At 69.8% G+C, this 7,350-nt stretch carries 8 protein-coding genes; 3 read left to right on the forward strand and 5 right to left on the reverse strand.

The window, feature by feature from the left end; translation table 11 throughout:
- The 4 genes from AC1DVZ_RS18450 to AC1DVZ_RS18465 form a co-directional block, all read right to left on the reverse strand.
- Positions 1-209, reverse strand: a 209-nt coding sequence (locus tag AC1DVZ_RS18450) for a hypothetical protein (RefSeq protein ID WP_477619654.1), incomplete at its 3' end; no start/stop codon positions are given.
- 10 nt (positions 210-219) lie between these two features.
- On the reverse strand, positions 220-702 hold the full coding sequence (locus AC1DVZ_RS18455) for a type II toxin-antitoxin system PemK/MazF family toxin (RefSeq protein WP_477619655.1): 483 nt from the start codon (positions 700-702) through the stop codon (positions 220-222).
- A 64-nt stretch (positions 703-766) separates the two neighbouring features.
- On the reverse strand, positions 767-1,744 hold the full coding sequence (locus tag AC1DVZ_RS18460) for a phosphotransferase family protein (protein WP_477619656.1): 978 nt from the start codon (positions 1,742-1,744) through the stop codon (positions 767-769).
- Positions 1,741-2,670, reverse strand: a complete 930-nt coding sequence (locus tag AC1DVZ_RS18465) for a M48 family metallopeptidase (RefSeq protein WP_477619657.1) — start codon at positions 2,668-2,670, stop codon at positions 1,741-1,743. Before AC1DVZ_RS18465 ends, AC1DVZ_RS18460 begins: the two co-directional genes overlap by 4 nt.
- 126 nt (positions 2,671-2,796) lie before the next feature.
- Between AC1DVZ_RS18465 and AC1DVZ_RS18470 the strand changes: the two genes are divergently transcribed.
- The 3 genes from AC1DVZ_RS18470 (at position 2,797) to AC1DVZ_RS18480 (ending at position 6,470) form a co-directional block, all read left to right on the forward strand.
- On the forward strand, positions 2,797-4,023 hold the full coding sequence (locus AC1DVZ_RS18470; RefSeq protein WP_477619658.1) for an MFS transporter: 1,227 nt from the start codon (positions 2,797-2,799) through the stop codon (positions 4,021-4,023).
- 96 nt (positions 4,024-4,119) lie between these two features.
- Positions 4,120-5,955: a translation elongation factor 4 gene (lepA, locus tag AC1DVZ_RS18475; protein WP_477619661.1), complete on the forward strand. Its 1,836-nt coding sequence runs from the start codon at positions 4,120-4,122 to the stop codon at positions 5,953-5,955.
- Positions 5,956-5,999: 44 nt separating this feature from the next.
- On the forward strand, positions 6,000-6,470 hold the full coding sequence (locus tag AC1DVZ_RS18480) for a hotdog fold domain-containing protein (protein WP_477619659.1): 471 nt from the start codon (positions 6,000-6,002) through the stop codon (positions 6,468-6,470).
- Positions 6,471-6,512: 42 nt separating this feature from the next.
- On the opposite strand, the gene AC1DVZ_RS18485 is transcribed toward AC1DVZ_RS18480, so the two are convergent.
- Positions 6,513-7,307 carry a tyrosine-protein phosphatase gene (locus tag AC1DVZ_RS18485; protein WP_477619660.1) on the reverse strand — a complete coding sequence of 265 codons (795 nt, stop codon included), beginning with the start codon at positions 7,305-7,307 and terminating at the stop codon, positions 6,513-6,515.
- Positions 7,308-7,350 lie beyond the last annotated feature (43 nt).

Consider the following 7,350-nt stretch of genomic DNA (forward strand, 5'->3'; position numbering starts at 1 on the left):
TCCACCACGGTGCCGTCCTCCAGGCCGACATCCTCGACCGCCGCCACGTGCGCCAGCGCCAGGGTCTGCAGCGCGGTGACCTGGTTGACCAGCGACTGACAGGCACCCACCAGCTCCACCAGCTCACCCAGCGACCGGTCCCGGCCATCGGTGCGCAACCGGTCCAGCTCCGACTGGATCGCCGCAGCAACGGTGGATGATTCGAACATGTGTTCGAGTCTACCGAGCGCCACCGACAGTGCGGATCGCCTCGGCGACCAGGGCGAAGCGCTCTGCGTCGATGGCCGCGCCCTCCCGTCGGATCTTGCTGGGCTTCACGCGGATGATCCGGTCCACCTTCACCTCACTGGGCCGCCGCTGACGGTCCCACGAGCCCACGCCGATGCTGACGCGGTCCGGCGCCCCACGCCGACCGCGCTCAGAGCCAGACCGGAGCTTGGTCGTCAGCATGACGCCGAGCAGCCACCGACCGTCCCGCCCGATCAGCAGGACCGGCCGGTCCTTGCCCTGGCGATGGTTGTCCTCGAACGGCACCCAGGTCCACACGATCTCACCCGGATCCGGCCTGCCATCGGCGACGGGGGAGTATTCCATCGTCGGGGCGCCGACGAAGTCACCCGGGTAGGCGCCGGTGACCAGCCCCCACAGGCGTCCCAACCAGCTCCGCCTCGTCCCGGCCTTGGTCTGTGACGAGTTCCCCATCGGCCTGAGGTTACTGACGAATCGACCTCAGCGGGCTCGTTCGGTCGGCGTCGAGTGCCAAGGGTCAGGACCACCCTCGCCGTGCGCCCAGCAGCGCGAGGAACGTTCGGGCCATGTGGCGCTGGTGGTCGCGGACGGCACTGAGCGAGCCGGGAAACGTCGGCTGCACGCACGCGTCGACCATGTAGCCCACGATGACCGCGAGCAACGAGTCCACGGCCTCGGGATCGACGCCTTCGAGCAGGGGCGACCGCTCCACCATCCGGTCGACGTCGACGCCGTGGTGTGCCATCAGCGGCAGCAGCCCGACGAAGTCGCACCACGCCGGCCCGCGAGCCACCCAGTTCCAGTCGACCAGCCGTGCCCGACCCTGCGGGGTGATGAGCATGTTGTCCGGCCGCAGGTCGCTGTGCACCAGCCGGTCCCCGACCAGTGCCTCCGCGGCCAGCCGCCCGAGCCCGGCCACCTCCGTGGCCAGCGCGGGAGGCAGTGGCGGTATGCCGTCCGGCCACGACCGCGCGCCGCTCGCCAGCTCGTCCAGGCACGCCAGGGCCGCGGCATCGCCGCCGACGTCGAGCGCAAACGAGGCGTCCGTCAACCCGGCCACGACCACTGGGTCGAGCTGGGCGAGCTCGACGCACGCGGCGTGCGCGGCCTCGGCATCGCGCTGGGCCCAGGGCACCCCGGGCATGTCGCCCTCGATCGCTTCGAGGACCATCAGCTGCCAGTCCCCAGCCGCCGCGGCCCCGACCAGCTCAGGCGCTGTCACCCGACCCGCCAGAGCCCCCAGGATGCGCGCCTCGCGTGGAATGGCCTGCAGGGCAAAGGGAGCCGACGGCCCGGCAGCCTTGGCAAACACTCGGCGACCGTCGCGCAGGGCCAGCAAACCGGCATACGCGCCGGTGAAGCCCGTCGTCACAGGCGGGGAGGCGACGTCGACGGCCGACCCGGCCACGGTCGCGATGCCTTCGCGCACCTGTGGTGGCAGCTCTGCGAAGGCCGGCCGCAAGGACGTGCGCCGGTAGTCGACCTCGTCGGTCACGGGCGGTCCTTCGGCCTCCACAGCAGCCGGCCCGGGCGGCGGCGGTCGCGCAGCGCGTGGGAGCGCCACACCAGGACCGGGTGCGAGGCCAGCGCATTGACCACCCAGACGAAGAAGCCCTTCTCCGTCGTGGCGCGGTCGGCCAGCGCGTTCACGTCCACCGTGCGGTTGAGGTACTTGCCAGCCGCGAGCGTCGCCATCGCGCCAGCGCTGCCGTGTGGGACCAGCGAGTACCCGAAGTTGTCGGCGGTGTACTCCTGGCTGCGGCTCAGCGTCGAACCCACGAACGGGATCCACTGTGCGCCGCTGATGCCCAGGATCCGCCAGTAGCTCGTGTGGCCCGCCGCGATGTGCCCCACCTCGTGTCCGATGATGAACCGCAACGCGTCCGGGTTGCGCGCCTGCCCACCGATCTCGAACAGGTCGCTGTAGACGAAGATGAACCGGCGGAAGCCGTGCCCCGACGCGGCAGCGTTGATCATGCCGTTGCCCAGGACGACGTAGGCGTCTGGCACCTTCGGCAGGCCGTAGTGCGCGCTGGCGTCGAGCAGCATCTGGTGGGCCTCGGGGTACTGCGTCGGCGAGATCTTCACGCCCGACAGGCGCAGCCCCGCGTAGAGCTGGCCACGCAGGAAGTAGATGAGCAGGGGCGCCGCCAGGAAGAAGACGGCATAGGGATCCGGCTCGCGACGGTCGATGATCGCGGACGCCACCTCGTAACCCGAGACGGCCCACACGAGCAGCGACAGGAGGATCACGACCACCAGGCAGAGGTTCTCGAGGGGGTGGCGCAGGTGCGACCGCACCTGCTGGCGGTACCCGGGCGCGGCAGGGGGGAGAGGCGGCGCCCCGTCCGCGGGCTGCGGCGCCCCGTCCGCGGGCTGCGGCGCCCCCGGCGGGTGGGCGTACTGGATCGGTTCGGCCATGGTCCCCTCGATGCTGTGTCGGTCGCGTCCGATGCTATGTCTCGACGGCTGGGCGATCCGCACCCAACCCGCCGCCGGGGCGCACCATGGAGGAATGACCGGCCGACCCGCTGTCGTTGCACTCCCGTGAGCGACGCCACCCTCTCCGCGCAGACACCTGACCTCGACGAGCCGGTGGTTCGCCCCACCCACGTCAACCTCGCCCTGCTGGCGCTGGCGGTCGGTGGGTTCGCGATCGGCACCACCGAGTTCGTGACCATGGGGCTGCTGCCCGAGGTGGCGGCCGGGGTGGACGTCGACATCCCGACGGCGGGCCACATCGTGTCCGCCTATGCAGCGGGCGTCGTCGTGGGTGCCCCGGTCCTGGCGACGCTGGGTACGAAGATGCCGCGCAAGCAGCTGCTGCTCTGGCTGATGGGGGCCTTCGCCGTGGCCAACGTGCTGTCCGCCTTCGCGAGCAGCTACGGCCTGCTCGTGGCGGCGCGCTTCCTGTCCGGGCTGCCGCACGGCGCCTACTTCGGGGTCGGGTCGCTGGTCGCGGCATCGATGGTCCCCGCACACCGGCGCACCTGGGCCGTGTCGATGATGATCACGGGGCTCACGGTGGCCAACATCGTCGGGGTTCCGGTCACGACACGCATCGGCCAGAGCTACGGCTGGCAGTGGCCGTATGCCGTGGTGGGCGTGATTGCCCTGGTCACCGTCCTCGCGGTGTGGCGCTGGGTGCCCTTCTGCCCACCCGACGGCGGGGTGAGCATGCGGTCGGAGCTGTCCGCCCTCAAGCGGCCGCAGGTCTGGCTGGCCCTGGGGATCGGCACCGTGGGCTTCGGCGGGATGTTCTCCACRTTCTCCTACATCTCCCCGACGATGACCGAGCTCGGGGGCTTCGGCAGCGCGACCATCCCGCTGATCCTCGCGCTCTACGGCGTGGGGATGACGGTCGGAGCCCTCCTCTCAGGTCCGGCGTCCCGCCTGGGCCTGCTCCGGGGGATCACCGTCCTGCTGATGGCGATCGCCGTGATGCTGTTCCTCTTCGGCCCGGCCGTGCAGGCCGCGAAGTGGTCTGCGCTCATCGCCGTCTTCGTGCTCGGGCTGCTGCCGAGCATCCTCGTCCCGATGCTGCAGACCCGGCTGATGGACGTCGCCCACGAGGGTCAGGCGCTCGCGGCCGCCCTCAACCACTCGACCCTCAACATCGCCAACGCGCTCGGCGCCTGGCTCGGGTCGATCGTCCTGTCGGCGGGCCTGGGCTACGAGTGGCCGTCCAGGGTGGGCGGCATGCTGGCCGTGGCCGGAATCTTCATCGCCCTCTGGTCCGCGTTCCTGCAGCGATCGACCAACCGGCAGCCATGAGCTGACGGCGCGTCACCGGCATACCTCGTTGCATGGGAGGATGGGCCGTTCCGTTCTCCCCGATGCCCCGTGAGGTTTGAAGCACCCGTGTCCCCGATGGCCCGCACCGCGCTGCAGCCGCACGCAACGCCGCCCGACCTGATCCGGAACTTCAGCATCATCGCCCACATCGACCACGGCAAGTCGACGCTGGCCGATCGGATGCTCCAGGTCACCGGCGTGGTCGACGGCCGTGACATGCGCGCCCAGTACCTCGACAAGATGGACATCGAGCGCGAGCGCGGCATCACGATCAAGTCGCAGGCCGTCCGCATGCCGTGGGAGCTCGACGGGACGACCTACGCGCTCAACATGATCGACACGCCCGGCCACGTCGACTTCACCTACGAGGTGTCGCGCTCGCTGGCTGCCTGCGAAGGTGCGGTCCTGCTCGTCGACGCGGCGCAGGGGATCGAGGCCCAGACGCTGGCGAACCTCTACCTCGCGATGGAGAACGACCTCGCGATCATCCCCGTGCTCAACAAGATCGACCTGCCCGCAGCCCAGCCGGAGAAGTTCGCCGAGGAGCTGGCCGGTCTGATCGGCTGCCAGCCCGAGGACTGCCTGCGGGTGTCGGGCAAGACCGGTGTCGGCGTCGAGCCCCTGCTCAACCAGATCGTCACGCAGCTGCCGCCGCCCACCGGTGACGCCGACGCGCCCGCCCGCGCGATGATCTTCGACTCGGTCTACGACACCTACCGCGGTGTGGTCACCTACGTCCGGGTCATCGACGGCAACCTCAACCCCCGCGAGAAGATCGCGATGATGTCGACCAAGGCGACCCACGAGCTGCTCGAGATCGGGGTGAGCTCGCCCGAGCCCACGCCGGCCAAGGGCCTTGGTGTCGGCGAGGTGGGCTACCTCATCACCGGCGTGAAGGACGTGCGCCAGTCCAAGGTGGGTGACACCGTCACCAATGCCGCCAAGCCCGCCAAGGAGGCGCTGGGCGGCTACCGCGACCCCAAGCCGATGGTGTTCTCCGGGCTCTACCCGATCGACGGGTCCGACTACCCCGACCTGCGCGACGCCCTCGACAAGCTCAAGCTCAACGACGCCGCGCTGGTCTACGAGCCCGAGACGTCCGCCGCGCTCGGCTTCGGTTTCCGGATCGGCTTCCTCGGCATGCTGCACCTCGAGATCGTGCGCGAGCGGCTCGAGCGCGAGTTCGACCTCGACCTCATCTCCACGCTGCCCAACGTCGTCTACGACGTGACGATGGACGACGGCAAGGTGCTCACGGTCACCAACCCCAGCGAGTTCCCCTACGGCAAGGTCACCTCCGTCACCGAGCCCATCGTGCGGGCCACGGTGCTGGCGCCGAGCGAGTTCATCGGCGCGATCATGGAGCTGTGCCAGCAGAAGCGCGGCACCCTGCGCGGCATGGACTACCTCTCCGAGGAGCGCGTCGAGATGCGCTACACGCTGCCGCTCGCCGAGATCGTCTTCGACTTCTTCGACCAGCTCAAGTCGCGCACCCGCGGCTATGCCTCGCTCGACTACGAGCCCGACGGTGACCAGGTCGCCGACCTGGTCAAGGTCGACATCATGCTCCAGGGTGAGACGGTCGACGCGTTCAGCTCGATCGTCCACAAGGACAAGGCGTACGCCTACGGCGTCATGATGGCGGGCAAGCTCAAGGAGCTCATCCCGCGCCAGCAGTTCGAGGTGCCGATCCAGGCCGCGATCGGCTCGCGCATCATCGCCCGCGAGAACATCCGTGCGATCCGCAAGGACGTGCTCGCCAAGTGCTACGGCGGCGACATCAGCCGCAAGCGCAAGCTGCTCGAGAAGCAGAAGGCCGGCAAGAAGCGGATGAAGAACATCGGCAGCGTCGAGGTGCCGCCCGAGGCCTTCATCGCCGCGTTGTCCAACGACGCCGTCACCAAGAAGTAGCCCGCCGCCCTCGCCGCTCAGTTACTGTCGGGTAACATGCGGGCATGGTCGACACCTACGCGCTGTACCGACGGCTCACGGCATACCCCCAGGGCAAGCGCCTCTTCTCGCTCGTCTTCGAACAGGCGGCGCCCTACTTCCGCACCGCACGCCCACGGTTCGTCGAGCTCGGACCCAACCGCGCCGAGCTGACCATCAAGAAGCGTCGCCGAGTGCAGAACCACATCGGCACCGTCCACGTCATCGCGATCTGCAACGGCCTCGAGGCAGCGATGGGCGCCCTCGCCGAGGCGACCATCCCGCCGTCGCGCCGTTGGATTCCCAAGGGCATGGAGGTGGAGTACACCGCCAAGGCGACCACCGACATCACGTGCGTCGCGGAGACCGACCCGGCCGACTGGGCTCGCGAAGGTGATGTGGAGATCCCGGTGCGGGTCAAGGGAGTTCGGGACGACGGCACCGCGGTGGTGCAGGGCACGATCCGACTCTGGGTGACCGACAAGCCGACTCGCTGAGCCGCCGCCGGCAGCACCACGGGGGTATGCCGCCTGGCTGGGTCAGGCGCGCAGGCTCGCCCGCAGGGCGTCGACGTCGTCCTCGCCCCAGCCCTGGGCCAGGAGCCAGCCGCTCGCGCCGCCGTACCGCTCGGCCAGCACGCTGAGGATGCGCTGCATCGTCTCCGGCTTGGGACGGTGGTGGTCCGGCGGCTGTCCGGCCAGCACCTCGCCGTAGGCAGGGCGAGCCATCAACCGGGCCATGACGCGCTCGATCCGTTCACCGGTGGCGACGTAGTCGGCGACGACGTCCTCGTCGCTCACGCCGGCCACGGACAGCGCCAGCCCGACGACGGTGCCGGTGCGGTCCTTGCCGGCGGCGCAGTGCACGATCGTCGCGCCGCGGCTCCGCGACACCACCTGCAGGGCAGCGCTGACCGAGTCGGGTCGGTGGGCGAGGTAGCCGAGGTAGTGGCTCGCCCAGTAGTCGTCGTCGAGGCGCGGCTCGGCGTCGACTGCCGCCTGGGCGGCCTTGGACCAGGGGAGGACCAGCGCCTCTGCTGCCGTCACCTCCCGCACGTCGTCGCGAAAGAGTGAGTGGTGGTGGTGCGTGAGGTCGCGTGCACGCAACGGCCCCGGTCCCTCGAGCTGGACCTCGACGTTGCTGCGCAGGTCGACGACGTCGGTCACGCCGATGCGCTCGACGAGGTCGTCGATGTCGGCGTCGGTGAGGTCCTGGAGGTTGTCCGACCGCAGCAGCCGTCCGGTGGCGACCCGACCACCGTCCGCGGTCGGCAGGCCTCCGACGTCACGCATGTTGACGACGCCGTCGAGCTCGATCCAGAGAGGGGTGGTCACCCGCTCGACCCTACGCGGGGGAGGTGGGCACATAGGTGAGGGC

Source organism: Pedococcus sp. P2_E5, from assembly GCF_056403895.1.